21 protein-coding genes are annotated in these 26737 nt (G+C 72.5%); 10 read left to right on the top strand and 11 right to left on the bottom strand.

Annotated elements, in window-relative coordinates:
- Positions 1-137 precede the first annotated feature (137 nt).
- On the top strand, positions 138-1223 hold the full coding sequence (locus tag BJ976_RS10945; RefSeq protein ID WP_135030569.1) for an inositol-3-phosphate synthase: 1086 nt from the start codon (positions 138-140) through the stop codon (positions 1221-1223).
- A gap of 76 nt (positions 1224-1299) precedes the next feature.
- Here BJ976_RS10945 and BJ976_RS12205 read toward each other — a convergent pair whose 3' ends face one another.
- The 3 genes from BJ976_RS12205 to BJ976_RS10925 form a co-directional block, all read right to left on the bottom strand.
- Positions 1300-3369: an acyltransferase family protein gene (locus BJ976_RS12205; RefSeq protein ID WP_209281012.1), complete on the bottom strand. Its 2070-nt coding sequence runs from the start codon at positions 3367-3369 to the stop codon at positions 1300-1302.
- Between the two features lie 197 nt (positions 3370-3566).
- Positions 3567-5336 (bottom strand): formate--tetrahydrofolate ligase, encoded by a 1770-nt coding sequence (locus tag BJ976_RS10930; RefSeq protein WP_135030570.1) that lies wholly within the window; start codon positions 5334-5336, stop codon positions 3567-3569.
- 47 nt (positions 5337-5383) lie between these two features.
- On the bottom strand, positions 5384-6859 hold the full coding sequence (locus BJ976_RS10925; protein WP_135030571.1) for a CCA tRNA nucleotidyltransferase: 1476 nt from the start codon (positions 6857-6859) through the stop codon (positions 5384-5386).
- A gap of 78 nt (positions 6860-6937) precedes the next feature.
- Between BJ976_RS10925 and BJ976_RS10920 the strand changes: the two genes are divergently transcribed.
- The 5 genes from BJ976_RS10920 (at position 6938) to trxA (ending at position 13011) form a co-directional block, all read left to right on the top strand.
- Positions 6938-7546, top strand: a complete 609-nt coding sequence (locus BJ976_RS10920; RefSeq protein ID WP_135030572.1) for an NUDIX hydrolase — start codon at positions 6938-6940, stop codon at positions 7544-7546.
- Between the two features lie 64 nt (positions 7547-7610).
- On the top strand, positions 7611-9419 hold the full coding sequence (gene murJ / locus BJ976_RS10915) for a murein biosynthesis integral membrane protein MurJ (protein WP_229667309.1): 1809 nt from the start codon (positions 7611-7613) through the stop codon (positions 9417-9419).
- A gap of 96 nt (positions 9420-9515) precedes the next feature.
- Positions 9516-11495: a discoidin domain-containing protein gene (locus tag BJ976_RS10910; protein WP_135030573.1), complete on the top strand. Its 1980-nt coding sequence runs from the start codon at positions 9516-9518 to the stop codon at positions 11493-11495.
- A gap of 94 nt (positions 11496-11589) precedes the next feature.
- The gene (gene trxB, locus BJ976_RS10905; RefSeq protein WP_135030574.1) at positions 11590-12591 is read left to right on the top strand and encodes a thioredoxin-disulfide reductase; all 1002 of its coding nucleotides are present in this window, start codon (positions 11590-11592) and stop codon (positions 12589-12591) included.
- 96 nt (positions 12592-12687) lie between these two features.
- On the top strand, positions 12688-13011 hold the full coding sequence (trxA, locus tag BJ976_RS10900; protein WP_135030575.1) for a thioredoxin: 324 nt from the start codon (positions 12688-12690) through the stop codon (positions 13009-13011).
- 125 nt (positions 13012-13136) lie between these two features.
- On the opposite strand, the gene BJ976_RS10895 is transcribed toward trxA, so the two are convergent.
- The 8 genes from BJ976_RS10895 to rpmH form a co-directional block, all read right to left on the bottom strand.
- Entirely contained in the window at positions 13137-14537 is a 1401-nt protein-coding gene (locus BJ976_RS10895) for a ParB/RepB/Spo0J family partition protein (protein WP_167736955.1), read from the bottom strand.
- Positions 14538-16779: 2242 nt separating this feature from the next.
- Positions 16780-17727, bottom strand: a complete 948-nt coding sequence (locus BJ976_RS10890) for a ParA family protein (RefSeq protein ID WP_135030576.1) — start codon at positions 17725-17727, stop codon at positions 16780-16782.
- Positions 17728-17802: 75 nt separating this feature from the next.
- On the bottom strand, positions 17803-18513 hold the full coding sequence (rsmG, locus tag BJ976_RS10885; RefSeq protein ID WP_135030577.1) for a 16S rRNA (guanine(527)-N(7))-methyltransferase RsmG: 711 nt from the start codon (positions 18511-18513) through the stop codon (positions 17803-17805).
- Positions 18506-19078 (bottom strand): Jag family protein, encoded by a 573-nt coding sequence (locus tag BJ976_RS10880; RefSeq protein ID WP_135030578.1) that lies wholly within the window; start codon positions 19076-19078, stop codon positions 18506-18508. The genes rsmG and BJ976_RS10880 overlap by 8 nt, the downstream gene beginning before the upstream one ends.
- Positions 19075-20085, bottom strand: coding sequence for a membrane protein insertase YidC (yidC, locus tag BJ976_RS10875; RefSeq protein ID WP_135030579.1), 1011 nt, complete (start codon positions 20083-20085; stop codon positions 19075-19077). Before yidC ends, BJ976_RS10880 begins: the two co-directional genes overlap by 4 nt.
- A gap of 5 nt (positions 20086-20090) precedes the next feature.
- Positions 20091-20456, bottom strand: coding sequence for a membrane protein insertion efficiency factor YidD (yidD, locus tag BJ976_RS10870; RefSeq protein WP_135030580.1), 366 nt, complete (start codon positions 20454-20456; stop codon positions 20091-20093).
- 1 nt (position 20457) lies between these two features.
- A complete protein-coding gene (gene rnpA / locus BJ976_RS10865; RefSeq protein ID WP_135030581.1) occupies positions 20458-20856 on the bottom strand; it encodes a ribonuclease P protein component in 399 nt (132 codons plus the stop codon).
- A gap of 28 nt (positions 20857-20884) precedes the next feature.
- Positions 20885-21022, bottom strand: a complete 138-nt coding sequence (rpmH, locus tag BJ976_RS10860; RefSeq protein WP_135030582.1) for a 50S ribosomal protein L34 — start codon at positions 21020-21022, stop codon at positions 20885-20887.
- A 354-nt stretch (positions 21023-21376) separates the two neighbouring features.
- On the opposite strand from rpmH, the gene dnaA reads away from it, so the two are divergent.
- From dnaA to BJ976_RS10840, 4 genes are all read left to right on the top strand, one after another.
- Positions 21377-22915, top strand: coding sequence for a chromosomal replication initiator protein DnaA (gene dnaA, locus BJ976_RS10855; protein WP_184231868.1), 1539 nt, complete (start codon positions 21377-21379; stop codon positions 22913-22915).
- 760 nt (positions 22916-23675) lie between these two features.
- Complete coding sequence (dnaN, locus tag BJ976_RS10850) at positions 23676-24791, top strand: DNA polymerase III subunit beta (protein WP_135030828.1); 1116 nt, start codon at positions 23676-23678, stop codon at positions 24789-24791.
- 22 nt (positions 24792-24813) lie between these two features.
- The gene (recF, locus tag BJ976_RS10845) at positions 24814-26067 is read left to right on the top strand and encodes a DNA replication/repair protein RecF (protein WP_135030827.1); all 1254 of its coding nucleotides are present in this window, start codon (positions 24814-24816) and stop codon (positions 26065-26067) included.
- The gene (locus BJ976_RS10840) at positions 26060-26662 is read left to right on the top strand and encodes a DciA family protein (protein ID WP_135030826.1); all 603 of its coding nucleotides are present in this window, start codon (positions 26060-26062) and stop codon (positions 26660-26662) included. Before recF ends, BJ976_RS10840 begins: the two co-directional genes overlap by 8 nt.
- Positions 26663-26737 lie beyond the last annotated feature (75 nt).

The raw sequence follows: 26737 nt of genomic DNA, 5'->3' as shown, positions 1-26737 counted from the left end.
CCCTCGGGCGGGTGGACGTCACGCGGCGTAAGCTGGTCGGGATCCACCCCCGGGCGAGAGCTCCGCACGAGGAGCCCCCGCGCGTGCCTGACGGGCATGCGAGCGCCCGCCCCGGACCCTGAGGAGGGAACCAGACCGTGGCTGAGAACCCCATCCGCGTCGCCATCGCCGGCGTGGGCAACTGTGCGACGTCCCTGATCCAGGGCGTCGAGTACTACCGGGACGCGAAGGTGTCCGACGCCGTGCCGGGCCTGATGCACGTGCAGTTCGGCGACTACCACGTCTCCGACCTGGACTTCGTGGCCGCGTTCGACGTGGACGCCAAGAAGGTCGGCCTGGACCTGTCCGAGGCGATCCTGGCCTCGGAGAACAACACCATCACGCTCGCCGACGTCCCGCACGCGGGCGTCGAGGTGCAGCGCGGCCCCACCCTGGACGGCCTCGGCAAGTACTACAAGGAGACCATCGAGGAGTCCTCCGCCGAGCACGTGGACGTGGTGCAGGTGCTCAAGGACGCCCAGGTGGACGTCCTGGTCTGCTACCTGCCGGTCGGCTCGCAGCAGGCCACCGAGTTCTACGCGCAGGCCGCGATCGACGCCGGCGTGGCGTTCGTCAACGCGCTGCCCGTGTTCATCGCGGGCACGAAGGAGTGGGCGGACAAGTTCACCGAGGCCGGCGTGCCGATCGTGGGCGACGACATCAAGTCCCAGATCGGCGCCACCATCACCCACCGCGTGATGGCCCGCCTGTTCGAGGAGCGCGGCGTGGTCCTGGACCGCACCTACCAGCTCAACGTGGGCGGCAACATGGACTTCAAGAACATGCTCGAGCGTGAGCGCCTGGAGTCCAAGAAGATCTCCAAGACCCAGGCCGTCACCTCCAACACCTCCGCCGCCCTCGGCGAGAAGGACGTGCACATCGGCCCGTCGGACTACGTGGCCTGGCTGGACGACCGCAAGTGGGCGTTCGTGCGCCTCGAGGGCCGCAACTTCGGCGACGCCCCCGTGAACCTGGAGTACAAGCTCGAGGTGTGGGACTCCCCCAACTCGGCCGGCGTGATCATCGACGCCGTCCGCGCGGCGAAGATCGCCCTGGACCGCGGCGTGGGCGGCCCGATCCTCTCGGCGTCCTCCTACTTCATGAAGTCCCCGCCCGTGCAGCACCACGACGAGGAGGCCCGCGAGCTCGTGGAGGCCTTCATCCGCGGCGAGATCGAGCGCTGACCCGCTCCTCCACCCGCACGACGACGCCCCGGCCGCCTCCGTCAGGAGGGCGACCGGGGCGTCGTCGTCCCCGGGGTCAGCGCGCCCCCAGCCGCGTCTCCACGGTGAGGCGGACCAGCCGGGCGTACAGGGCCTGGCCCTCCGCACGGGGGTGCACCCCGTCCGCGGAGAAGTCGGTGACGTCCCGCACGGCCACCGCGTCCCAGTCCGCCAGGACCACCCGCGCGGGGTTGTCCTCGGCCAGGCGCACCGCCTGTCGCTGCGCCTCCGGGACCCACTCCTGGGGCCCATGCGGCACCACCAGGACGAGCAGCCGCTCCTCCCCCACCGCGTCCAGGACGGCGTTCCAGTCCTTCGAGGAGCCGCTGCCGTTGGCGCCGAAGGAGGCGACCACGACGTCGCCCAGCGCGCCCTCGGCGTCGAGGGCGCGGATCCGGTCGGCGGCGTCCCAGACCTGCCGGCCCACGGTGGCGTCGACGATGACGTCGGGCATCTCCTCCAGCAGGGCGGGGGCGGCGGAGAGGGACACCGAGTCCCCCACCAGGGTGGTGCGGGCGCCGAGGTCCGAGGGCGGCAGCGCGGCGGTGAGCTCCTGGCGCGTGAACTCCGGGCGGGTGACCGCCGGGTCCCCCAGCGGGGAGGCGGCCCCGGAGGACGGCGCCGAGGACGACGGGGACGCGGACGCAGCCCCCGACTCCGGCGCGCCGGGGTCGGGGGACGGCGCGCCCGACGACGGCGACCCGCTCGGGGACGGGGATGCCGACGATCCGCTGGGGGATGCCGCGGCGGCCTCGGCCTGACGGGACCGGCGGGCCTCCCGGGCCTCCCGCTGCTGCGCCTGGGTCTCGACCAGGGCCTGCTGCGCGGCGGCGATGTCCTGCTCCAGCCGCGTCTGCGCGGGCGAGTGGACCACGGCCGCGGCCGCGGCCGCCGGGACGGCGGTGAGCAGGACCGCCGCCCCCGCCGCGGCGAGCCGGCTGGCGGCGCCGTGCGAGCCCTGCAGCCGCCGGGTGAACGCGAGGTCCCCGCGGTCGAGGCTGCGGCGGATGCCCTGGCGGAGGATGGGCTCCTCGATGAGCCGGGTGGACAGGTCCGCGATGCCCGCGGTGAGGAGCAGCACCGCCCCGGCGGCGACGGGCTCCGCCCATCCGGGGGCGTCCACGGGGACCAGCACGCGCAGGATCACCAGCAGCGGCCAGTGCCACAGGTAGGCGGCGTAGGACCGCCGGCCCCACCACCGCAGGACGGGCGAGCAGAGCGCCCGGGACAGCGAGTCCTGCCGGCTGCCCTGGACCACGTGCCACACCAGCAGGGCCACCACGAGGGCCAGCCCCACCAGCACGCCCCGGTACGTCGCGGCGTGGGCGCCGTCCACGAGCACGAACCCGGCCGCGAGCGCCGCGAGGGCCAGCCAGGCGATGCCCGTGCGCACCCGGCCGGTGCGCGGGGTGGGGCCGCCGTCCTCCGGCCTGACGGCGTGCGCCAGGGCCAGGGACACGCACGCGCCGGCCAGGAGGCCGAAGGCGTGGGTGTCGGTGCCGAAGTAGAGGCGCGTCTGGTCGGTCCCGCCGAGCGAGCCCAGGACCATGGCGGCCGCGGACGCCGCGGCCAGTAGGGCCACCACGAGCACGCGCATGGCGTCGGACCGGCGGGCCGCCGCGGCGCCCTCCTGTCGGGGACGGACCAGCAGGCACAGCCCGCCGACCAGCAGGGGCCAAAGGACGTAGAACTGCTCCTCGATGGCCAGGGACCACAGGTGCTGGAACAGCGGCGGGGAGGCGTGGGCGAAGTAGTCGCCGCCGTCGGCGATCATCACCCAGTTGCTGGTGTAGGTCAGGGCCCCGAACCACTGCCGGCCCAGGCTGGCGGGGAACTCCGCCACCGCGAGCCAGGCCAGCGCCGTGCAGGACACCAGGGCGATCAGCATGCCGGGCACCAGGCGGCGGACGCGGCGGGTCCAGAAGGACCGCAGGCGCAGGCCCTGGCCGGCGTCCACGCCGCGGACGATCCCCGTGGTGATCAGGAAGCCGGAGAGCACGAAGAACATGTCGACGCCCACGAACCCGCCGGGCAGCAGCGTGGGCCACGCGTGGAACACGAGCACGGAGAGCACTGCGATGCCCCGCAGGCCGTCGAGCGCGGCCACCCGGCCCGGGCCGCGACCCGGACGGATCCGGTGCGCCGGAGGGTTCTCCGCCCCCTCCGGTCGAGGGGGCGTCGGGCTGATCGGGGGCATCGCACTACTCACAGGTAAAGATGATGACACCCTCGCCGAGGGGCGAGGAACGGGGGCGATCACGGTTGCGGAACGATCCGGGGCGGCGTCGGGCCTGCGGCGCCGGCTCAGAAGAGCCCGGTGACCGTGCCGTCGTCGGCCACGTCCATGCGGTCCGCGGCCGGGGAGGCGGGGAGCCCCGGCATGGTCATGACGGTGCCGGTGAGTGCCACCACGAACCCCGCGCCGGTCTTGGCGGAGAGCTCCCGCACCTGCACGGTGAAGCCCTCGGGGGCGTTGAGCGCCGTCGGGTCGTCCGAGAACGAGTACTGCGTCTTGGCCATGCACACCGGCAGTCGGTCCAGGCCGCGGTCCCGCAGGTCCGCGAGCTGACGGCGGGCCGCGGCGCTGAACTCGGCGCGCGCGCCGCGGTAGACCCGCCGCACCACGGCCTGGATGCGCGCCTCGACGTCCATGTCCGCGGTCCACAGGCCGGTGACCTCGGCCTGCGGCTCCCCGGGGGCCGGCAGGTGCTCGCCGAGCACGCGGGCCAGCTCGAGGGCGCCCTCGCCGCCACCGCCCCACACGTCCGCCACGGCCACGGGCACGCCCTGCTCTTCGCCCCACGCGCGCAGCGCCGCGACCTCCTCCTCGGTGTCCTGCGTGAACCGGTTGAGGGCCACCACCACGGGCGCGCCGTAGGCCCGCATGTTCGCCACGTGCCGGGCCAGATTGGCGGTGCCGACGCGCAGCGCCGCCAGGTGCTCGGCGGTCACCTCGGCCTCGGGGCGGGAGGTGCGGGCGGCCGTCTCGGCGACGCCGGCCTTCACGTCCGTCAGCGACACCCCGGCCTGCAGCTTGATCGCACGCACGGTGGCGACGACGACCACCGCCGCCGGCGGGAAGCCGCCGGCCACGGAGGTGATGTCCATGAACTTCTGCCCGCCCAGGTCCGCGCCGAACCCGGCCTCCGTCACCACGATCTCCCCGAGCCGGCGGGCCGTGCGGGTGGCGATCACGGAGTTCGCCCCGTGGGCGATGTTCGCGAACGGCCCGCCGTGGACGAGCGCGGGCGTGCCGCCGAGGGTCTGCACGAGGTTGGGGCGGATCGCGTCCTTGAGCAGCACGGCCATGGCGCCCTGGGCGCCGTGGGGGCCGATCTGGGAGGCGGTGACGGGGGCGCCGTCGTAGGTCTGTCCCACGGTGATCCGGCCGAGGCGGGCCTTGAGGTCGGCCAGGTCCGCGGCGAGACAGAACACGGCCATGGTCTCGGTGGCCACGGTGATCTCGAACCCGCCCTCCCGCGGAACGCCCTGCGCGCGCCCGCCGAGGCCGGTGACCACCTCGCGCAGGGAGCGGTCGTTCATGTCCAGGGCGCGCTTGATCGCGATGCTGCGCGGGTCGATGCCGAGGGCGTTGCCCTGCTGGATGTGGTTGTCCACGAGCGCGCAGAGCAGGTTGTGGGCCGAGGTGATGGCGTGGAAGTCGCCGGTGAAGTGCAGGTTGATGTCCTCCATGGGCACCACCTGCGCGTGGCCGCCGCCCGTGGCGCCGCCCTTGATCCCGAACACCGGTCCCAACGAGGGCTCGCGCAGGGCCACCACGGTGCGGGAGCCGGCGACGGCGGCCGGCGCGTCCTCCTGCGCGGCCAGCAGGTTCAGCCCGTCCGCCAGGCCCACGGTGACGGTGGTCTTGCCCTCGCCGGCCGGCGTCGGGCTGATGCCGGTGACCAGGACCACGCGGCCGTCCTCCGGGGCGGTGAGCGCGTGCACGTCCACCTTGGCCATGTGCCGGCCGTAGGGGATCAGCAGGTCCTCGTCGATCCCGGCGTCCGCGGCGACCTGCGCGATCGGGTGGGCGGCGGCGATCTCGGCGTCGGTCAGCGGTGCGGCGGTCATGCCCCGATCCTGCCACCGGGGCCGGTCCGCCATCGCCGTGGGCCCGCTCAGCGCTCGGTCGGGGCCGCCGACGACGACGCGGACGCCTCCGGCTGCTCCGCCCACCACCGGCGCAGCTCGGCCTCGGCGACCTCCGGCTCGTGCGGGCCCTCGTCCAGGCGCCACTCGAGCAGGTGCCTGTACGCGCGGCCGACCACGGGGCCGGGGCGGATCCCCAGCAGCGCCATGATCTGCTCGCCGTCCAGGTCGGGGCGGACGGCGGCCATCTCCTCGGCCTCGGCGATCTCCTCGATGCGCCGCTCGAGGTCGTCGTAGGCGTGGGCCAGGCGCTCGGCCTTGCGGCGGTTGCGGGTGGTCACGTCCGAGCGGGTCAGCGCGTGCAGCCGCGGCAGGAGGTCCCCGGCGTCGTGCACGTACCGGCGCACCGCCGAATCGGTCCACCCGGCGTCCCCGTACCCGTAGAACCGCATGTGCAGCTCGACCAGGCGTGCGACGGCCTTGACCGTGTCGTTGTCGAAGCGCAGTGCCTTGAGCCGCTTGCGGACCAGCTTGGCGCCCACGTTCTCGTGGTGGCGGAAGGACACCGCGCCGGAGGGCTCGAAGCGGCGCGTGGCGGGCTTGCCGACGTCGTGCAGCAGCGCCGCCAGGCGCAGCACCACGTCCGGGGACGCGTCCGAGTAGCGCGCCTCCTGCTCCACGGCCTGCTCCAGCACGGTGAGCGAGTGCGCGTACACGTCCTTGTGCCGGTGGTGCTCGTCCGTCTCCAGCTGCAGGGCGGGCAGCTCGGGCAGGACATGCTCGGCCAGGCCGGTGCGGACCAGCAGGTCCAGCCCCGCGCGCGGGTCCCGGCCGGAGATCAGCTTGACCAGCTCGTCCCGCACGCGCTCGGCGGAGATGATCGTGATGCGCTCGGCCATGTCCGTCATGGCCCGCTCCACCTCGTCCGCCACCGTGAACCCCAGCTGGGAGGCGAACCGGGCGGCGCGCATCATGCGCAGCGGGTCGTCGGAGAAGGAGTCCTCGGGCGCGCCCGGGGTGCGCAGCACGCCCGCGGCCAGGTCCCGCATCCCGCCGTGCGGGTCCACGAGCTCCAGCTCCGGCAGGCGCAGGGCCATCGCGTTGACGGTGAAGTCGCGGCGCAGCAGGTCGTCCTCGAGACTGTCCCCGAAGGCCACCTGCGGCTTGCGGGAGGCCGGGTCGTACTGCTCGGCGCGGTAGGTGGTGACCTCCAGCTGCCAGCCGCCCTGCTGGAAGCCGATGGTCCCGAAGCGCCGACCCACGTCCCACACCGCGTCGGCCCACCCGGCGCCCACGCGCTCGGTGGCGTCCGGGTCCGCGTCCGTGGTGAAGTCCAGGTCCACCACGGGCCGCCCGAGGAAGAGGTCGCGCACGGGCCCGCCCACCAGGGACAGCGCGTGGCCCGCGGCCTCGAACCGGCGGCCGAGCTCCACGACGACGGCGGGCAGGGTGGCATCCGCGGGGAAGCCGGCGGGCAGCGCGAGGGGCTCGGAGGACGGTTCCATGATGGGTACCAGGGTGCCAGATCGGCGAGCGCTCCCGGCCCGGACGGGGGCTCCCGGCCCCGCGTTAGAGTGGAGGGCATGTCCAGCCCCGATCCCTCCGCGCACCGGGGCGCCCCCCTGCCCTCCGCGCTGGGTGCCCGGCGCCGTCCTCCGCAGCAGCCACCGCGGCCCGCCGCGCCCGCTCCTGCGGGCCCGCGCACGTCGTCCGCGTCCGGCCTGCCCACGGTGGAGGAGGTCTCCGCGGGGGGCATCGTGATCCGGGAGCACCACGGGGACCTGCAGGTGGCGGTGATCGCTCGCTACAACCGCGGCGGGCGCCTCGAGTGGTGCCTGCCCAAGGGCCACCCCGAGGGCGAGGAGGACCACCGCCAGGCCGCCGTGCGCGAGGTGGAGGAGGAGACCGGGATCGCCGGGGACATCCTCGAACCCCTCGGGTCCATCGACTACTGGTTCACCGTCTCCCGGCACCGCGTCCACAAGACGGTCCACCACTTCCTGCTGCGTGCCACGGGCGGCGAGCTCACCACGGAGAACGACCCGGACCACGAGGCCGTGGACGTGGCGTGGGTGGGCATCGACGACGTCGCCCGCCGCCTCTCCTTCGCCAACGAGCGCCGGATCGTGGACCTGGCCCGCCGGATCCTGCCCCAGCACTTCCCCGGGGACCACTCCCCCGGGCGCCTCTGACCCTGTCCTCCCCGACCCGCCCCGGCACCCCCGACCGCGGGTCCCTCCTCACGATGGGTGAGCCTTGAGCAGCAGCACCGCCCCGCGCCGCGCGCCGCAGAACACGCCCGACGACGCCCCGGACGCCGCCCCGGACCGCACCCCGGACGCCGTCCCCGAGGGCGAGCGGCGCGCGGGCCGGTCCACCGCCATCATGGCGGCGGGCACCCTGGTCTCCCGCGTGCTCGGGTTCGTCCGGGCGGCGCTGCTGACCATCGCGATCGGCACCACGGTGGGCACCGTGGCGGACATCTTCGAGGTGGCCAACTCGCTGCCCAACGTGATCTACCTGCTCCTGATGGGCGGCGTGTTCAACGTGGTCCTGGTGCCCCAGCTGATCAAGCACGCCAAGGACGCGGACCGCGGCGCGGACTACACGTCCCGGCTCATGACCCTGTCCGTCCTGGTGATGCTCGCGGCCACGGTGCTCGTGACCGTTGCAGCCGCCCCCCTGATGCACGTGCTCACCCGCGAGTGGACCCCGGAGATGCTGCAGCTGGGCACCGTGTTCGCGCTGTGGTGCCTGCCGCAGGTGTTCTTCTACGGCATGTACGCGATGGTGGGGCAGATCCTCAACGCCAACGGCCGGTTCGGCGCCTACATGTGGGCGCCTGTGCTCAACAACGTGGTGGCGATCGGCGCCATCGGCCTGTACCTGGTGATGTTCGGCGCGTACGCCGGCGGCGACCTGCTCGGCGAGTGGACCACGGCGCAGACCCTGGTGCTCGCCGGGGGCCACACGCTGGGCGTGGTGCTGCAGGCCCTCATCCTCTTCCTGCCGCTGCGCGGCCTGGGCCTGGGGCTGCGGCCGAGGTTCGGGTGGCGCGGCATGGGGCTGCGGCACACCGGCCGGATCGCCGGGTACACGCTGGTCACCATGGCGGTCAGCAACATCGTGCTGCTGCTCTCGCACCGCTTCATCAACGGCGCCTCCGCGGCCCGTGAGGACCCGGCCATCCGGGTCCCCGGGACGGAGGGCTGGAGCGCGGACCTGGCGGAGGCGGCCATCCCCGGCCTGACGGCCTACAACCAGGCGATGCTGATCTCCGTGCTCCCGCACTCGGTGTTCGTGCTGTCCCTGGCCACGGTGCTGTTCAACCGGCTGGCCCGTTCTATGGGCGAGGGCGACCACGCCGAGGTCCGGCGCACCACCGCCAGCGGCCTGCGCACGTTCGCGGCCCCGCTGATGTTCTGCCTGGCCGCGGTGCTCGTGCTCGCGGGCCCGCTGGGCCGCCTGTTCGGCTCGACGGCGGACAGCGCGCAGGTCACCGGCATGGCCGTGGGCGCGCTGATCCTGGTGATGAGCCTGTCCATGCCGTTCCGCTCGGGCAGCTTCTACCTGCTGCGCGTGTTCTACGCCGCCGAGGACGCCCGTATCCCCATGATCGTGCAGGTCAGCACGTCCTTCGTGACCCTCGCGCTCACGGCCGCCGGCGCGTTCCTGCTGCCCCTGTGGGCCATCACCTACTGGGCCGTGGTGGCCTCGGTGCTCGCCCACGCCTACCAGTTCGTGCTGGTGCACGTCCTGGCCGTGCGGCGCTTCGGGGACTACGGCTTCGGGCACGTGCTGAACGCCTACGCCCAGACCGGCGTGGCGGCGGTCGTGGCGGGGGCGGCGGGCGCCGTCGTCGCGGGCCTGATGGGCGCCTACTCGGGCGGCTTCGCGTGGAGCACCATCCTGTCCGCGCTGCTGACGTGCGCCGTGGTGGGCACGGTCATGGCGCCCGTGTACGTGGCGGCGCTGCGGGTGCTGCGCTTCCCCGAGCTGGACGCCGCGCTGCGCCCGCTCGTGGGGCGCGTGCCCGCGCTGGGCCGGGTGCTCGGCGCCCGCTGAGCGGCCCCTGCGACACGGCACGGACCCCGCCCTGCCGGGCGCCGCCCCGGCGCACGTATCATCGGGGACCGAACCCCCGTTCGTCAGGAGAAGTCCGTGCCCCAGCCCCTCCCCGTCGGTACCGTCCTGGGCGGCCGCTACCGCATCACCGACCATGTGGTGACGTCCGCCGACCAGGACATGGTCTTCCACGGGGCGGACCAGGTGCTCAACCGCCGCGTCACCGTCCTGGTGGCGTCCCCCGAGAGCGCCACCCAGGTGGCGTCCTCGGCGCGCGAGCTGGCCACAGGCGAGCGGCAGGACGACGTGCAGGTCCTCGACCTGGGACTCAGCGAGGGACGCACCTACCTGATCGCCGGCGGCGACCCCGACCCGGACGTGCTGCTGGGGCTGGCCTACCCGCAGGAGCTCCACGTGGAGCCCTTCCAGACGGACACCCTGGGCTCGGAGATCTTCGGGCAGTCCCGCACGGACGAGGCCCACAGCTACGACGACGACGACGCCTACTACGCGGACCTCGACCGCCGTCTGCGCGCCGACGAGGCGAAGTCCCAGCGCCGTCCCGGGTTCCTGAACCGCATCTCGGAGCGCATCACCGAGCGCGTCCGCCCCGCGGACGGCACCGCCGCGAAGGCCGCCGCGGGCGCGTCCGCCCTCGCCGCCGCCGACGCCGCCACGCGCGCCCAGCAGGAGGAGCGCGAGCGCGCCGAACGGGAGGCCCGGGAGGCCGAGGAACGCGCCGAGCGCGAGGCGGCCGAGCGCGCGGAACGCGAGGCGCGGGAGACCCGGGAGGCCGAGGAGCGTGCCGAGGAGGAGCGCCTCGAGGCCGAGGAGCGTGAGGCGGCTGAACGCGAGGCACAGGACCGTGCCGAGGAGGAGCGTCTCGAGGCCGAGGAGCGCGAGGCGGCTGCGCGGGAGGCCGAAGCCGTCCCGGTCGTGGAGGACGAGGACGCCGGACCCACCCGGGCCGTCCCGGTCGTGGAGACGTCCGACGAGGACCAGGACGTCACGGACGTCGCCGCCACGCAGGCCACGCCCGTCGTGGCGGAGGCGGCCCCCGTGCGTCCTCCGCGCCCCGCCCCGCGGCGCGCGCTCCGGGACGAGGCCGACGAGTGGCGTGCCGGCCTGGGCGCCGGCACCGGGGCGGCCGCCGTCACCGCAGGCGCGGTCGGCGCCGCGAGCACGGCCGCCGCGACCACCCCGGCCGTGGAGGCGGTCCGACCGGCCGCCGAGGAGCCCGCAGCGGCCGGAGCGGACCGCGCGGGGACCCTCGCCTCCGGGTCGGCGGCCGCCGACGGGGGTGCGGGGGGATCCTCCGTCGCCACGGCGGCCCCCGCCGGTGAGCCGGCGCGCGCCTCGAGCGGCCGGTCCTGGCTGCTCGCCCTCCTGCTCGTCGGCGCGCTGGTCCTGGCCGGTCTCGGGGGACTGTTCCTGCTCGCGCAGAACAGGGACACCGTGGCCGCCACTCCCCCGTCCGCATCCCCCACGGTGTCGGAGGACGCTCCGTCCGCCGAGCCGTCCTCGGCGGCTCCCCCCGTCGAGGGCCCGACGTCCGCGGCGCCGTCGTCGGAGGCCTCGCCCGACGAGGAGACGTCCGCGGTCGCCGCCCCGGCGAACGCCGAGCCCCGCCCGGTGGGCGTCGAGCGCCGTGTGCCGGAGCTGCCCGCCCTCGAGGAGGAGAACGACGCCACCCTGGGCGCCCTGATCGACGGCGACCCGGGCAGCGCGTGGCAGAGCTACGCCTACAACCGCCCCAACTTCGGCGGCTATGTGGACAGCATGAACCTGGTGGTCGAGCTCGAGCAGCCCGCGGAGGTCGACGAGGTGGTCCTGCAGCACGCCGGCGCCACGGGGGGCAGCTGGATCGCCTACCTCGCGGACAGCCCCGAGGGCGGACAGGGCGATGCCCGGGAGATCGGCCAGGGCACCTTCGACGAGGAGACCGTCACCGTCCCCGTGGAGGTGGAGGACCGCACCGCGGGGTACGTGATCCTGAGCGTGACCTCCCTCCCCCAGGTCGACGGCGACGCCGAGCACCCGTACGGCCTGCGGCTGACGGAGATCGGGGTCCGCTGACGCCCTCCCCGGGCGGGTGCGGCACGGAATACGCGTCCTCCGCCCGCGGTTGCCGTGGGAGAGCGAGAGACATCCCCGATCCCTGGAGCACCACGTGAGCACTCCCGAGCAGGACCAGCAGGTCCGCAACGTCGTCATCATCGGATCCGGCCCCGCCGGGTACACGGCCGCCATCTACACGGCCCGGGCCAACCTGGCCCCCGTGATGGTCGCCGGCGCGGTCACGGCCGGCGGCGAGCTGATGAACACCACCGAGGTGGAGAACTTCCCGGGCTTCCCCGAGGGCGTGCAGGGTCCGGAGCTGATGGCGAACCTGGAGGCGCAGGCGCGCCGGTTCGACGCCGAGATCGTCTTCGACGACGTCGTCACGGCCGATCTCACCTCCTCCCCCAAGGTGCTGACCCTGGGCGACGGCTCCCAGATCCGCGCCCACGCGGTGATCATGACCACCGGCTCCGCCTACCGGGAGCTCGGCGTCGAAGGCGAGAAGCGGCTCTCCGGCCATGGTGTGAGCTGGTGCGCCACGTGCGACGGCTTCTTCTTCCGGGAGCAGGAGATCGCGGTGGCCGGCGGTGGCGACTCCGCCATGGAGGAGGCGCTCTTCCTGACCAAGTTCGCCTCCAAGGTGCACGTGCTCGTGCGGCGGGATCAGCTGCGCGCCTCCAAGATCATGGCCCGCCGCGCCATGGAGGAGCCCAAGATCGAGTTCCACTGGAACACCGAGGTCGCCGCCGTGAACGGCGGCGACAAGCTGGAGGGCCTGACCCTGCGGGACACGCAGACGGGTGAGGAGTCCGACCTGGCGGTGACGGGACTGTTCGTCGCCATCGGGCACGACCCGCGCACCGACCTGGTGCAGGGCCAGCTGGAGCTGACCGAGCACGGCACCATCCGGATCGACCATCCCTCGTCCCGGACCTCGGTGCCCGGTGTCTTCGCCGCCGGCGACGTCACCGACCACACCTACCGTCAGGCCATCACGGCCGCCGGCTCCGGCTGCGTGGCCGCGCAGGACGTGGAGCACTACCTCGCCGAGGTCGCCGACGTCGAGGAGGCCGTCCCGGCCGCCCCGGCCTCGGACAGCAACCCTGCATGACCGTCACGCGGTTCACCCCTGACTGAGGTCAGGAGTGAACGCGGATATGACCCTGACAGCCTGCCGTTTCACCCCCGTCCGACCAGGAGGAACACCATGAGCACCATCAACGTCACCGATGCCGACTTCCAGGAGAAGGTCCTCGACTCCGACCTGCCCGTCCTCGTGGACTTCTGGGCCGAGTGGTGCGGCCCGTGCCGCATGCTGGGCCCCGTCCTCGAGGAGATGGCCGCCGAGCACGAGGGCAAGGTCGTCATCGCGAAGCTGAACGTGGATGAGAACCCGGCCTCCGCCGCGAAGTTCGGCGTCACCTCCATCCCGCTGGTCCTGGGCTTCCAGGGCGGTGAGAAGGTGGCCGAGTCCGTGGGCGCCAAGCCCAAGCAGCAGCTGGAGAAGGAGTTCTCCGCCCTGCTCGGCTGAACCACCGATCCCCGCCGCACGGATGCGTGAAGGCCCCTCCACCCTTCTGGTGGAGGGGCCTTCGCGTGGGGGCGGACGCACCGGAGGAGCAGCATGCACCTCTCCACGACGACGGGTGCGTTGCGTCAACGTGCGGCGTCGGCCTGGCCGGCCTGACCCTCCCCCTGGATGAGGTCCATGATCCGGTTGAGGTCCTCCACGGAGGTGAAGTCGATCGCGATCCTGCCCTTGCGAGCGCCGAGGGTGATCTTCACCTGGGTGTCCAGACGGGACGTGAGGGCCGTGGCGAAGTAGTCCAGCCGCTCGTGCCGTGTGCTGTCGTCGCGGCCGCGCGTCGCCTTGGGGGCAGGCCTGACAGCACCCTGCAGCTGCGCGACGGCCTCCTCGGTCGCCCGCACTGACAGCCCGTCGGAGACGATCCGCTGGGCGAGGCGCTCCATCTCCGCCGGATCCTCGAGACCGAGCAGCGCCCGGGCATGACCCGCCGAGAGCGTCCCGGCGGCCACCCGCCGCTGGACGAGAGGGGACAGTCGGAGCAGGCGCATGGTGTTGGAGATCTGCGGACGCGAACGTCCGATGCGCCGCGAGAGCTCCTCCTGAGTGCAGGAGAAGTCCTCCATGAGCTGCTGATAGGCCGCGGCCTCTTCCAGGGGATTCAACTCGGAGCGGTGGAGGTTCTCCAACAGGGCGTCGCGGAGGAGGTCCTGGTCGGGAGTCTGGCGGACGATCGCCGGGATCGTGGCGAGGCCGGCCTCTTGGGTCGCTCGCCATCGGCGCTCGCCCATGATCAGCTCATACGGAGTCGACGCGTCGGGGACTTCCCGGACGACGATCGGCTGCAGGATGCCCACCTCGGTGATGGAGGTGACGAGCTCGGCCATGTGCTCTTCGTCGAACACCTCTCGGGGCTGCCGGGGGTTCGGGTGGATGTCCCCCACCGGCAGTTCCCGCAGGACGGCGATGTCCGGGGAAACGGTGGCATGGTGATCCTCGGGGGCAGCCGCGTCCTGATCCTGAGACGCCGCCGCGGTGTCCGTCTCGGAGCTTGCTGCGTCGGCTGTGCGGCGCCCCGGTGCCGTGACGACGGGCATGGCCGGCCGTCCGGCCTTGCTCGAGCGCTTGCGGCGATCCTCGCCCGCGTCATCGGTGCGCGTGAAGAAGATGTCCGCAGGCCGTTGCAGAGGCGTCGATGCGTCATCCGTGACATCGGCGGTCGGCGGGGACATCGGCGGGAGGGAAGGGGACTCGCCGGACGCCGATGGCATTCCGACAGACGGGCGCTTCTTCGGCGCAGTAGTCGGCCTCGCGTCGGAGCGCTTGTCCGTACTGGCGGACGCCGCCTCGGCCTTGTCATCGGTGACGCGTCGGCCTCGTGCGCTGTCCGTCGCCTTCTTCGCAGGCACCGACGTCTCGTCCGTCGTCGACGCGCCGGCGGCCGGCGTCGTGGCGGGATCCGCCTCGCTGGTGTTCTGGATCAAGGCGCCCAGGCCACGGCCCAGTCCCCCTCGGCGGCTCGTCTTGACCACTGTCTTCCTCCTTGTTCAGGGCATCCGTGCGTCATTCTACGGTTCGGCATCCCGAGAGGCGTGCGTGGTCTTCGGGACCTCCAGGGGCGCCCGCGGGCATGTTTCACGTGGAACATGGCAGCTTGTTGCGGGGAAGACCGCGATGGTGCGCGGCGACCGCCCACGTTGTTTGGTTGTGTTCGAATGTGTGTCCCCCCACAGCCTCAGATCAAGACCTGTCATCGCCGGTCGACTCGACTGTCGAAGCCGTTTGGGGCACGAGAGAACTCCCCAGTTGCCAGGGTTCATGTCCACCACCCCTAGATGGCCGTTGCGCAACCCCGTGGGGGCGAGAAATGCTGTCGAGTGACGCGAAGCCGGAGCGGGGGCCCGTCTCGCGTAGCGGAGCGACATTGCACGATCTTCTTCGGTCGAGTGACAGTCTTGGACGTGCCCATGGTTGAGAGGCCCCTCGACCGCTCATGCAACAACAGGTGGTGTTTCACGTGAAACAGATGAGTCCAGGTGGGTGCAGTTCACACGCGCTCCGGTTCGCTGTCACCAGCTTGCCACGCTCGATAGCCACGCCCTGGCCTCAGTAGCTGAGAGGTTCCACGGCCCTTTCTGCAGACCGATGTTCGCGTGCGTTCCACGATGCCAAGCCTCGCCCCCGCGTTTCACGTGAAACCAGATCCCCCGGCCCCTATGGCTGATGGAGAACCGGGTCGGGTTCTGATCCCAGCGCCAGACGAGTCATGACTCTGGTGCCTCTCGCGTTCCGGAATGGAACCGGAACAGCGCAACCCCATATCTTCCCCAATCCGGGAAGGATACCGCCACGAGCAGACGTGTCGCGCGACCGGGATAGGGAGAGGGATGGCTGCTGGGATGGAGGTCCTTGTGTCATCTCGAACCGGGCCCGCGGGCCGCGGCTGAAGAATGGTTTCACGTGAAACATCACCAGGGCGGCGGACATGACGACCGAAGGAGAATGGGGCGTTGAGGCCGGCCCGCCGGCCCACAACCCTGTCACGCCGCCTGGACCACCTCTCGAGGCCATCCAACCGCGGGGCATGGCCGCACACTCGGGGAAATAGCAGTGCTAGGGTTGGTCGGGGATTACCCATGAGCCGACAGGCACCTCAGCGCTGCACAGACCAGAGAGGACAACACCCGCCAGCGCCTCACCACCACCTGATCGACCGCACCGTCGGCCGCGTTTCACGTGAAACGCAGGGGCCAGTGAACCACGCCCGTCAATCCCCAACCGCACCATTGTCTCCACCGACGCCTGCTGCCGCTCCATGGCCATGAACAGCCGGCCCGCGATCCCTGCGGCATTCAAGGACGTGCATTGAGCACCACAAACCAGGGCTCGTAGCCACCGGCGTGACGCCTTCCACTGACCATCTCCACATGTCTGCGCGTTTCACGTGAAACGGCGCCAATGGCATGCCCCCTCCCATCGGACGGCCTGCAGGCTTTTATGTATCGATGTCCACAATCAGAGGGCGCCCCGTCCCGTGTCCGATCGTCGGATTGTCCCCAGCGTTGGTCCACATATCAACAGCTGGACGACTTGCCGGCGGCGCCATCAAAGCCACATAACACGTCACCTGCTGTACACAGCAGTTCACCCGAGGAGAGAGCCTGCCCGCCCCTGGACCTTCTGTATACAACGGCGCCTGATGGAGCGAGTGCCGACCCTGCTGACCCCGCTATCGGGGCCGACATGGGGAAGGTCATCACCGCCAGCCGCACAGGAAGCTCACACCTGCGCACTGCGCACCCTGCCTCCAGTGAGACGCCGTCTCACTGGAGGCAGGGTGCGCTTTTCGGCGGCAGGACTGCGCGTGGGATGTCGCGGGCCATGACCCCGTTACCGGGACAGATTCAGGCCGGCTGGTGAACCTCCTGGGGCCTGGCCAGTCACAACCCGTCCCGGCAGCTCGGTCCCCTGATGGACACGCCGGACCAGGAGCCTTGGCTCCGCACGGCCAGGGGTCGTCTGCGGCCCTCGGTGTTGTCCCACGTCTTCGCGAGGCCCGCTCGTTCCACGTGAAACACTCGCTGAATCACCCAGCGTTCTGGCTTGCGAAGCCCGAGACATCACACGCCTCCCGCCATCGCCCCCGAGATACCGCGGCCCCCACCTCCGGGGTGGGAGCCGTCGTCGGGAGGCCGGGGGAGTCCGCAGGCCGAGGACAGGACCCGCCGGAGCGGATATGCCGCGGATCCCCGGTGCAGCTCGGCGCGACGGGCCTCAGCGCGCCGAGCGGACCACGGGCGCCCCGCGGCGGGCGATCTCGGCGGCCGCCTCGCGGTACGCCACGGCGCCGGCGGAGGCCGGGTCGTACGTCAGCACGGTCTGCTGGTAGCTCGGCGCCTCCGAGATGCGCACGTTGCGGGGGATGGCGATGTCCAACAGCTGGTCCGGGAAGTGCGACCGCACCTCCTCCGCCACCTGCACGGCCAGGTTCATCCTCGCGTCGAACATGGTCAGCAGGATGGTGGTGACCTGCAGACGCGGGTTCAGGTGCTTCTGGATCATCTGGACGTTGTTCAGCAGCTGCGAGAGCCCCTCGAGCGCGTAGTACTCCGCCTGGATGGGGATGAGGACCTCCTCGGCCGCCACGAAGGCGTTCACCGTCAGCAGGCCCAGGGAGGGCGGGCAGTCGATGAACACGTAGTCCAGGCGTTCCTGGCCCTGCTCCTCGCGCCACGCCATGTACCGCTCGAGCGCACGGGACAGCCGCTGCTCACGGGCCACGAGGGAGACCAGCTCGATCTCCGCGCCGGCCAGCTCGGTGGTCGAGGGGACCACCTGCAGACCGTCCACGTCCGGAGCGTCCTGCACCACCTCGTGCAGCTCCATCTCGTCGAGCAGCACGTCGTACACGGAGGCCACCTCGGCGCCGTGCGGGACGTTCAGCGCCGTGGAGGCGTTGCCCTGCGGGTCCATGTCGATCACGAGCACCCGCATCCCGGTGCGCGCCATCGCGGCGGCCAGGTTCACGGTCGTCGTCGTCTTGCCGACGCCGCCCTTCTGGTTCGACGTCGTGAACACGCGCGTCCGCTCGGGTGCGCTCGCGCGTCGGCTGCGCAGACGGACCGCGTCCTCCGACGCCGCGGCGCGCTCCGCCGTCCGGCCGGACCACCTCTGCTTGAGGGCCTTCCAGGTGCCTCCGCGGCCGTCCTCGTCCTTGGCCATGCGTCCTCCTCCTCGCCGGGCGCGCCGGCATGGTCCGGGGAGACCGTCCGACCGCCCCTCGGGGGAGGGGAGGGGTCAGCGGGAACGGCGTGCGGGCACGCGCACCACGGTGGTGGGCTCGGGCAGCAGGTCTTCGCCCAGGGTGACGATCTCCGGTTCGCCACAACCATACTTGCGCAGGGGCTTCTGGGCGGCGGTGATCTCGTCCGCCGCGGAGCGGCCCTTGATGGCCAGGAGCTCGCCGCTGCTGCGCAGCAGGGGCATGGTCAGCGGCAGGAGGGTCTTCAGGGCGGAGACGGCCCGGGCGGTCACCACGTCCACCTGGATCTCGTCCGCCACCTGCTCGGAGCGGGCGCGGACGACCTCCACGTTCGTCAGGCCCAGGTCCGCCACCACCATCTCGAGCCACGTCACGCGGCGCTCGAGGGGTTCGATCAGGGTGAAGTGGCAGTCCGGGCGCGCCAGTGCCAGGCACAGCCCCGGCAGGCCCGCGCCGGAGCCCACGTCCGCCACGAGCGCGCCCTCCGGGAGCAGCTCGGCCACCACGGCGCAGTTGAGGACGTGACGCTCCCACAGGCGGGGCACCTCACGGGGGCCCAGCAGCCCCCACTCCGTGCCCGTGGTCGCCAGGTGGCCCACGTACCGCTCCGCCCGCGGCACGGCGTCGCCGAACACGCGCTCGGCGGCGGGACGCAGCGTCGCCTCCAGTGCGGGCGCGGCGGACGTCGACGAAGTCCCCGCCTCCGCCTCGGCGGCGGGGGTCTGCGGATCGCGGGGCTCAGCCATCGGCGCTGATCACCACGTGGCGGCGCGAGCCCTCGCCCTCGGACTCGGAGGACAGGCCGGCGTCGGCGACGACGTCGTGCACGATCTTGCGCTCGTAGGCGCCCATCGGGTCGAGGTGGACGGTGCCCGCGCCCTCGCGCACGCGCTCGACCGCCTCGGCGGCGAGGCGGCGCAGCTCGGCGTCGCGGCGCTCCCGGTGGCCGGCGATGTCCAGGATCAGGCGGGAGCGGTGGCCGGTGGCGGCGAGCACGGCCAGGCGCACGAGCTCCTGCAGGGCCTCGAGGGTCTTGCCGTCGGTGCCCACGAGGTCGGTGAGGCGATCGTCCTCGTCGTCCTCGCCGGGCACCACGGAGACGTAGGTGCGGCCGTCGCGGACCTCGATGTCGATGTCCCCGTCCAGGTCCGCGATGTCCAGCAGCTCCTCGACGTAGTCGGCGGCGGCGTCGCCCTCCTCCTCGAGGCGGCGCACCGCCTCGGCGCGCTCGTCCTCGACGGCGGCCTCGACGGGCACGCCCGCGACGTCGTCGGCGGGGGTCGGGACGGCGGTCTCCTCGGGGCCGGTCACTTCTTCCTCCGGTTCTTGCGCTGCGGCTGCGGGCGCTGGTTCGAGGTCCTGCGCGCGGCGGCGTCGGTGCGGGCCGGCACGTCCGTGCCGGTGTGCGAGCCGTGGGCGGCGGTCTGCGCGGCCGGTGCCGCGGCCGAGGTCACCTTCTGGCCGACGGGCGGCAGGCCCTTGGCGGCGCGGCGCTCGTTGAGCTCCTTCTCGGCGAGCGAGCCCGGGGTGGGGTTGCGGCGGATGATCCACCACTGCTGGCCCACGGCCCAGAAGTTGGAGTAGGTCCAGTACAGGAGCACGCCGATGGGGAAGTTGATGCCACCGATGCCGAAGATCAGGGGCATCGCGTACAGCATGATCTGCTGCGTCTGCATCATCGGGCCGGTGAGGGCCGTCTGGGTCATGTTCTTGGTCATCAGCATCTTCTGCATGAAGAACATGGAGCCGGACATCAGCACGATCAGGATCAGGGCCACGATCACCACGGCCACTGTGTTGGCCTGGTCGAACGAGCGCAGGAGCGTGTCGGACATGCGCGCGCCGAAGATGGTGGAGCCCTCGAAGGAGCGGATCTGGTCCGCGGACAGCGCGTCCATGCCCTCGCCGCGCTCGGCCGCCCCGCGGGCGCCGATCAGCACCTGGTAGAGGGCGAAGAAGAACGGCATCTGCACGAGCAGCGGCAGGCACGCGGCGAACGGGTTCGCCTTGTGCTCCTTCATCAGGGCCTGCTGCTCGAGCGCCATGGCCTGGCGGGAGAGCGAGTCCTTCTTGCCCTTGTACTTGGCCTGCAGCTTCTGCAGCTCGGGCTGGATGGCCTGCATGGAGCGCTGCGCGTTGATCTGCTTGACGAACAGCGGGATCAGCAGGGTGCGGATGAGCACCACCAGCAGGAGGATGGACAGCGCCCAGGTCCAGCCGGAGTCGGCGGGCATGCCCGACATCTCCAGGACGGTGTGGAACGCGCCCAGCAGCCAGGACATGATCCAGCGGAACGGGGCGAGGATGGCTTCGAACATGGGTCTCAGTCCTCCTGCGAGGGGTCAGGTGGGATGGGCGGGTGGTTCAGGGCGATGATCCGGGGCTCGCGTCCCGGGGGCCAGCGCCGGCGGCCCGGGGGGACGGGGTCCACGCCGCCGTCGTTCCAGGGGTGGCAGCGGGCCACGCGGGCGGCGGCCAGGGCCGAGCCCTTCACCGCGCCGTGCACGTGCACGGCCTCCAGCCCGTAGGCGGAGCAGCTGGGGAAGAACCGGCAGACCGGGCCGTAGAGGGGGGAGACCACCGCGCGGTAGGCGGTGAGCAGCCAGGCCAGCAGGGTGGCGGGCAGGGCGCGGAGTGGACCCCACTCCTGCGAGGGCTCCAGCACGACGTACGGGGAGGAGGCGGGCATCTCATCCCTCCCGGGTCCGAGCCGCGTGGCGGCGCAGGGCGGAGGAGAGGGCCCCCTGCACCTCGCGGCGCAGGGTGGCGTGGTCGGCCTCGGCGGCCGGGGGCAGGGCTCGGACCTGCACCAGCAGCGGGCGGCCGCGCAGGGCGTCCGACTCCAGCTCCTCGCGCAGGATCGCGCGCAGCCGACGCGTCACGCGGTTGCGGACGACGGCGTTGCCCACGGCCTTGGACACGACGAACCCGGCCCTCGGCTGACGAGTGCGACTCGACGCCGAGGACCGGGCGGGGGCCGTGTCCGATGCCACGCTCACCACGACGGCGGTCCGTCCGGCCCGGGATCCGGTGCGGCGGATGTGGCGGAACTCCTCGGGCCGGCGGACGCGGCGGTCACGGGGCAGCACGAGCGCCGCGTCGACCCGGGGAGCCGGATCAGGCCGAGAGCTCGGTGCGGCCCTTGCCGCGGCGCGCGGCCAGGATGGCGCGGCCGGCGCGGGTGCGCATGCGGGAGCGGAAGCCGTGCTTCTTGGCGCGGCGGCGGTTGTTCGGCTGGAAGGTGCGCTTGCTCACTGTGATCACTCCACGACGTGTAGGTGTGCCTTCGATCGTCGACCTGAGGACATGAACCAGGGGGAAGGACCGGGGAGGCTCTGACATGAAATCCCCGGCGGGCGCGGCGGCGTGCACGGAGGGCATGGCACCGCCCCGGGGGACCAGGCGACTCTAGTCGCCCACGGGTGCGGGGGTCAAACGGGGTGCGCGGGATCGGCCCGGGGCGGAGATGCCGGACCGGGCTGTCCACAGGAGGATACGGGTTGTCCACGCCTTGTGCACAACCCTGTGGACAACGGGTAGGCTGACGCCGATCGCACGCACATCGCAGCGGGCCCCGTGGGCCCGCCGCCCGGGGAGAGGACGTCCGCCATGGCGGCAGAGCAGGCCGTGCTGGGCCGATGGCGCGAGGTCGTGACCGCCCTCGAGGACGACGCCCGGGTCACCGCCCGACTCATGGGGTACGTCTACCTGGCGCAGCCGCAGGGGCAGATCGGCAACACCCTGCTGCTGGCCGTGCCCAACGAGACGACGCGCGAGACCCTCCAGGGCGCGCAGGTGGCGGACGCCCTCACGGACGCCCTCACCGCGGTGTTCGGCGAGGAGGTGCTGCTGGCCATCTCGATCGACGCGAGCCTCCAGCCCCCGCGCACCCCCTCGGCGGACGACCGCCGCGCGGAGGTCCCCGCCGAGCCGACCGCGGCCGACGCCGAGGCCCCCGTCTCCGCCCCCGTGCCCCCTGCCGCCGGCACCCATCGGGGGATCGCCGAGGAGCTGCCGGGCCTGGCCCGGCCCCGCCCGGAGGAGGCGCCGGCTCCCACCCCCGGCGCCCCGGGCGCGCCCACGCCCGCGCCGCCGTCGACGTCCTCGGAGACCAGCCGGCTCAACGACCGGTACCACTTCGACACGTTCGTGATCGGCTCCTCGAACCGGTTCGCGCACGCCGCGGCCAACGCGGTGGCGGAGGCCCCGGCCAAGGCGTACAACCCGCTGTTCATCTACGGCGAGTCCGGCCTCGGCAAGACCCACCTGCTGCACGCGATCGGGCACTACGCCCGGCGTCTCTACCCGGGCCTGCGGGTGCGGTACGTGAACTCGGAGGAGTTCACCAACGACTTCATCAACTCCATCCGCCACGACGAGGGCGCCTCGTTCAAGCAGGTCTACCGCAACGTGGACATCCTGCTGATCGACGACATCCAGTTCCTGGCGGACAAGGAGGCGACGGTCGAGGAGTTCTTCCACACCTTCAACACCCTCTACAACAACAACAAGCAGGTCGTGATCACCTCCGACCTGCCGCCCAAGCAGCTCTCCGGCTTCGAGGACCGTCTGCGCTCCCGCTTCGAGTGGGGCCTGATCACGGACATCCAGCCGCCGGACCTGGAGACCCGCATCGCGATCCTCCGCAAGAAGGCGGAGGCGGAGGGCCTCGTGGCCCCGCCGGAGGCCCTGGAGTACATCGCCTCCCGGATCTCCACGAACATCCGCGAGCTCGAGGGCGCCCTCATCCGCGTGACGGCGTTCGCCTCCCTGAACCGCCAGACGGTGGACATCGAGCTGGCGGAGCAGGTGCTCAAGGACCTGATCACGGACGACGCCGGGCACGAGATCACGCCGGAGCTGATCGTCCACACGACGGCCGAGTACTTCAACCTCACGATGGACGAGCTGACCAGCAAGTCCCGGACCCGGACGCTCGTGACCGCCCGGCAGATCGCCATGTACCTGCTGCGCGAGCTCACGGAGATGTCCCTGCCGAAGATCGGCCAGGAGCTCGGCGGCCGCGACCACACCACGGTGATGCACGCGGACCGCAAGATCCGCGAGCTGATGGCCGAGCGCCGCACGATCTTCAACCAGGTGACGGAGCTCACCAACGAGATCAAGCGCAAGCAGCGCGGCGCCTGATGGGCTTCTCGGACCCTCGACCGGTAGTCGAGGGTCCGTCCACATTGTCCACCGCTGTGGACAACCCGGTGGACAACGTCCTCCCCTGTGGATGACGCGACACCCTGTGGACGGCGGGATCCCGCGCCGAGCCGTGTCCCCAGGGCCCTCCACACCCTTGGGGACATCGGCGGTCCACATCCGCGGGAATCACATCGATGTGATTCGGTTCTCCACCGTCATCCACATCTGTCCACAGGCAAAATCGGCATGATTCCGGCGTTTTGGGGCAATGTGGACAAAGAATGTGGACAACACTGTGGACAAGCGCGGGACAGCGAGGCGGATCCTCGGGACGACGCAGCCGGACGCTGTGGATCGCAACGGGACCGGCCAAGACGTCGTCCACCGGCCATGCACACCCCGAACGGGACGGGATCCACACGGTTCCCCCAGCGGAATCGGCGGAACGGCGCGCTCTGGAGCCGATCTCCACAGATTCCACACCTGCTACCACCACTCCTGATCCCTTCTCGAAGATCCCGCCAAGCAACATCAACCCGCCCCCGGCATCCCCGCCGACGAATCACAAGAACCGGAGCGCCCACAGGGCGCTCGAGCGACCTGACACCGCCCTCGCGGACCGCCTATGCTGACTGCGCGCGCCTCCTTGAATCACAGGGATCCTTGTGATTCACCGGCAGACGCCGTCCCGTGGACCTGAGACCCGTCTTCGGCCCTCCCGACCGCATGATCCCGCCAGAGAGGCAGTGCAGAGACCGTGAAGTTCACCGTGGCACGCGACATCCTCAGCGACGCCGTCTCCTGGGCGGCCCGCTCCCTGTCCCCGCGGCCGCCGGTGCCGGTCCTCTCCGGGCTGCTGATCACGGCCGAGGACGGCCTCGTCTCGATCGCCAGCTTCGACTACGAGACCTCGGCCCGCCTCGAGATCGAGGCGGACGTGGAGACCGAGGGCCAGGTCCTCGTGTCCGGCCGGCTGCTGAACGACATCGTCCGGTCGCTGCCCGCCGCCCCGGTCACCGTGGAGCTCGACGGCGGCAAGGTCCTGGTCTCGTGCCGCTCCTCGCGCTTCTCGCTGGCCACCATGCCCGTGGGCGACTACCCCGCCCTGCCCGAGCTGCCGACGGCCGCCGGCACTGTGGACGGGGCCGAGTTCGCCCACGCGGTGGCCCAGGTGACCGTGGCCGCCTCCAAGGACGACACCCTCCCGATCCTCACCGCGGTCAAGGTCGAGATCGAGGGCGACACCATGACGTTCCTCGCCACGGACCGGTACCGGCTGGCCATGAAGGAGATCCGCTGGAGCCCCGCGGACCCTTCCGTGTCCACGTCCCTGCTGGTCAAGGCCCGCACCCTCACCGAGGTGGCCAAGTCCCTGGGCGGCGGCGGGCAGCTGGAGATCATGTTCGGCGAGGGCGCCGACCTCGTGGGATTCTCCTCGGGCGGCCGACGCACCACTTCCGTCCTGGTGGACGGCGAGTACCCCAAGATCCGCTCCCTGTTCCCGGAGTCCAGCCCCATCGAGGCCGTCGTGGACACCGCCGCCCTCGTGGAGGCCTCCCGGCGCGTGGCCCTCGTGGCCGAGCGCAACACCGCGCTGCGCATGGTGTTCACGCAGGGCCAGGTGTCCCTGGACGCCGGCACCGGGGACGACGCCTCCGCCAACGAGTCCGTGCCCTGCACCCTCGAGGGGGACGAGATCACCGTGGCCTTCAACCCGGCCTACCTGTCCGAGGGCCTGGCCGTCGTCGACCAGCCGCAGGTGCGCTTCTCCTTCACCTCGGCCCCCAAGCCGGCCCTGCTCACGGGCGTCTCCGAGGAGTCCGGGACGGTCTCGGACCACCGGTACCTCGTGATGCCGGTCCGCCTGACCTGACGGCCGGGGGCTGACCGCACCCGTGTACCTGTCCCACCTCACCGTCGCGGACTTCCGCTCCTACCGCTGGGCGGACCTGGAGCTGAGCGCGGGGTCCACTGTGCTGCTGGGCGCCAACGGGGTGGGCAAGACCAACCTGGTGGAGGCCATCGGCTACCTCGGCTCCCACCAGTCCCACCGCGTGAGCCAGGACGCGCAGCTGGTGCGGTTCGGCCAGGACCGCGCCCGGATCGCGGGCCGCGTGCACCGCGGCTCCCGCACCGTGGCCCTCGAACTGGAGATCCTCCCGGGCCGCTCGAACCGGGTGGCCATCAACCGCGGCGCCCCCGTCCGTGCCCGCGAGGGCCTGGGGATCCTGCGGACCGTGGTGTTCGCGCCCGAGGACCTCGGGCTGGTGACGGGCGAGCCGGGGGGCCGGCGTCGGTTCCTGGACCAGCTCATGGTGCAGCTGCGCCCGGCCCTGGGCCAGGCCGCGGCGGACTACGAGCGGGTCCTGCGCCAGCGCAACGCGCTGCTCAAGTCGGCCCGGCGCTCCCACCGGTGGGGGGACGAGGAGGAGTCGACCCTCGAGGTCTGGGACCAGCACCTCGCCGCCGCCGGCGCCCGGCTGCTGCACGGCCGCCTGCACGTCCTGCGGCTGTTGGCGCACCCGCTCGAGCAGGACTACGCGGCGCTGACCAACGGATCCAAGGCCGCCGCCTACTCGTACGAGTCCACCGTGCCGCTCGCGCGCGGCACGCACGCGGAGGTGCCCGCAGTCGCGGACCTCGCCGCGGACATGGCGGCCGCGCTGCGGACCCAGCGGGACGAGGAGCGCGCCCGCGCCCTCACGCTCGTCGGCCCGCACCGGGACGAGCTGGCCCTCTTCCTCGGCCCCGCACCGGCCCGCGGATACGCCTCGCACGGGGAGACGTGGTCCCTGGCCCTGGCCCTGCGCCTGGCCGCGTACGACGTCCTCGTGGCGGACGACCCGGACCCGGACGCCCGCCCCGTCCTGATCCTCGACGACGTGTTCGCCGAGCTCGACGCCGCCCGCCGCACCCGCCTGGCCGGTCTCGTGGGGCGCGCGGAGCAGGTGGTCGTGACGGCCGCGGCGATCGCCGACGTCCCCGCCGAGCTCGCCGGCCCGCGGGTGCTCATCCGCCAGGACGCGGAGGGCTCCGAGGCCGTGCCCGCCGCCGCCCCGGTGGAGGGGGACATCCGCGCCCCGCGCGTCGCGTCCCCGGACGCCGCCCCCGACGACGGCGCCCCGTCCCCGGAGCCGCCCGATGCGTGAGCGGTCCCCGGAGCCGGACGCGCTCGCGGAGCTGCCCCCGGACCGGCCGGACCTGGCGCTCGTGCAGCTGCGCCGGGTCCGGGACGCCGCCCGGGAGCGGGGGGAGGCCCCCCTGCGCGCGCGGGGCACCGCCGCCGGGCTGGCCACGCAGATGGCCGGGGCCGGCACGGCGGGGGCCGCCGGCGGCACCGCGGGTGCGGGGGCCGGGGCACGACGCCGGCCGGTCGCCCCCACGGACCGGGACCCGGCCGCCGTGTCCACCGTGTTCGGACGCCTGATCCGGGACCGCGGCTGGTCGACTCCGGTGGCGGTGGGCTCGGTGCTCACCCGCTGGGCCGAGCTCGTGGGGCCGGAGATCGCCCTGCACTGCCGTCCGGAGAGCTTCGAGAACTCGGTGGTGCGGGTGCGCACCAGCTCCACGGCGTGGGCCACCCAGCTGCGGCTGATGAGCCCGGTGCTGCTGCAGCGCTTCGACGAGGCCCTCGGGCCCGGCGTCGTGACGAGGATCGACGTGGCCGGACCGGCGGCCCCGAGCTGGCGGCACGGGCCGCGCACGGTGCGCGGCGGGCGCGGACCGCGGGACACCTACGGCTGAGGGCCCGAGACCGTGGACGCCCCTCTGGCGCGTCCGGAGGGGCCGGGGCGTGCCGGGAGCCCTGGGCAGGGTGCC

Source organism: Micrococcus flavus (assembly GCF_014204815.1).
In the GTDB taxonomy this organism is placed as follows: domain Bacteria; phylum Actinomycetota; class Actinomycetes; order Actinomycetales; family Micrococcaceae; genus Micrococcus; species Micrococcus flavus.
Note: the sequence above shows the minus strand (reverse complement) of the source record. Positions and strands in the feature narration are given on the sequence as shown.

Excerpts from the sequence above, each read along its gene's own strand:
- BJ976_RS10930 (WP_135030570.1), bottom strand. The coding sequence starts at position 5,336 with ATGACCGCCGCACCGCTGACCGACGCCGAGATCGCCGCCGCCCACCCG.
- BJ976_RS10920 (WP_135030572.1), top strand. The coding sequence starts at position 6,938 with ATGTCCAGCCCCGATCCCTCCGCGCACCGGGGCGCCCCCCTGCCCTCC.
- yidD (WP_135030580.1), bottom strand. The coding sequence starts at position 20,456 with ATGCCCGCCTCCTCCCCGTACGTCGTGCTGGAGCCCTCGCAGGAGTGG.
- BJ976_RS10840 (WP_135030826.1), top strand. The coding sequence starts at position 26,060 with ATGCGTGAGCGGTCCCCGGAGCCGGACGCGCTCGCGGAGCTGCCCCCG.
- trxA (WP_135030575.1), top strand. The coding sequence starts at position 12,688 with ATGAGCACCATCAACGTCACCGATGCCGACTTCCAGGAGAAGGTCCTC.
- dnaA (WP_184231868.1), top strand. The coding sequence starts at position 21,377 with ATGGCGGCAGAGCAGGCCGTGCTGGGCCGATGGCGCGAGGTCGTGACC.
- yidC (WP_135030579.1), bottom strand. The coding sequence starts at position 20,085 with ATGTTCGAAGCCATCCTCGCCCCGTTCCGCTGGATCATGTCCTGGCTG.
- BJ976_RS10925 (WP_135030571.1), bottom strand. The coding sequence starts at position 6,859 with ATGGAACCGTCCTCCGAGCCCCTCGCGCTGCCCGCCGGCTTCCCCGCG.
- rsmG (WP_135030577.1), bottom strand. The coding sequence starts at position 18,513 with ATGGCTGAGCCCCGCGATCCGCAGACCCCCGCCGCCGAGGCGGAGGCG.
- BJ976_RS10890 (WP_135030576.1), bottom strand. The coding sequence starts at position 17,727 with ATGGCCAAGGACGAGGACGGCCGCGGAGGCACCTGGAAGGCCCTCAAG.